Genomic DNA, 1,061 nt, shown 5'->3' with positions numbered 1-1,061 from the left:
TCCTAGCCTTTGATGGAAGGAGCAACTTGTTCGGTAGCAGCCAAGTCCAAGGGGAAGTTGTGAGCATTGCGCTCGTGCATAACTTCCATACCCAGGTTGGCGCGGTTGATCACATCTGCCCAGGTACCGATGACGCGACCTTGGCTATCCAACACGGATTGGTTGAAGTTGAAGCCGTTCAGGTTGAACGCCATGGTGCTGATGCCTAAGGCAGTGAACCAGATGCCGATAACTGGCCAGGCACCCAAGAAGAAGTGCAAGGCACGGCTGTTGTTGAAGGATGCGTATTGGAAAATCAAGCGACCGAAGTAGCCGTGAGCAGCCACGATGTTGTAGGTTTCTTCCTCTTGACCGAATTTGTAACCGTAGTTTTGAGACTCGGTTTCGGTGGTTTCGCGAACCAAGGAAGAAGTAACCAAGCTGCCGTGCATGGCGGAGAACAAGGCACCACCGAAGACACCGGCCACACCCAACATGTGGAACGGATGCATCAGGATGTTGTGCTCGGCTTGGAACACCAGCATGAAGTTAAAGGTGCCGGAGATTCCCAAGGGCATCCCATCGGAGAAGGAACCTTGACCGATGGGATAAATCAAGAACACGGCGGTGGCAGCGGCTACCGGGGCGCTGTAAGCCACGCAGATCCAGGGACGCATGCCCAAGCGATAGGACAGCTCCCATTCACGACCCATGTAGCAGAAAACGCCAATCAAGAAGTGGAACACTACCAATTGGTAGGGACCACCGTTGTACAGCCACTCATCCAAAGAGGCTGCTTCCCAGATGGGATAGAAGTGCAAACCGATGGCGTTGGAAGAAGGAACCACCGCACCGGTGATGATGTTGTTGCCGTACATCAGAGAACCAGCGACGGGTTCGCGGATGCCATCGATGTCTACTGGAGGAGCAGCGATGAAAGCAATGATGTAGCAAGTGGTAGCGGCTAGGAGAGTAGGAATCATCAACACACCGAACCAGCCAATGTAAAGGCGGTTGTTGGTGGAGGTGACCCACTCACAGAACCGTTCCCACAGATTCGCGTTTTGGCGTTGCTGTAGGGT

General features: G+C 53.7%; 1 protein-coding gene. It reads right to left on the bottom strand.

What is annotated here, in order from left to right; translation table 11 throughout:
- Positions 1–2: 2 nt before the first annotated feature.
- Positions 3–1,061: photosystem II q(b) protein (gene psbA / locus AS151_RS19990; RefSeq protein ID WP_071518834.1), on the bottom strand; the 1,059-nt coding region annotated here is incomplete at its 5' end.

It is taken from the genome of Geitlerinema sp. PCC 9228 (assembly GCF_001870905.1).
GTDB lineage: Bacteria > Cyanobacteriota > Cyanobacteriia > Cyanobacteriales > PCC-9228 > PCC-9228.
This window is presented reverse-complemented; position numbering and strand designations above follow the sequence as displayed.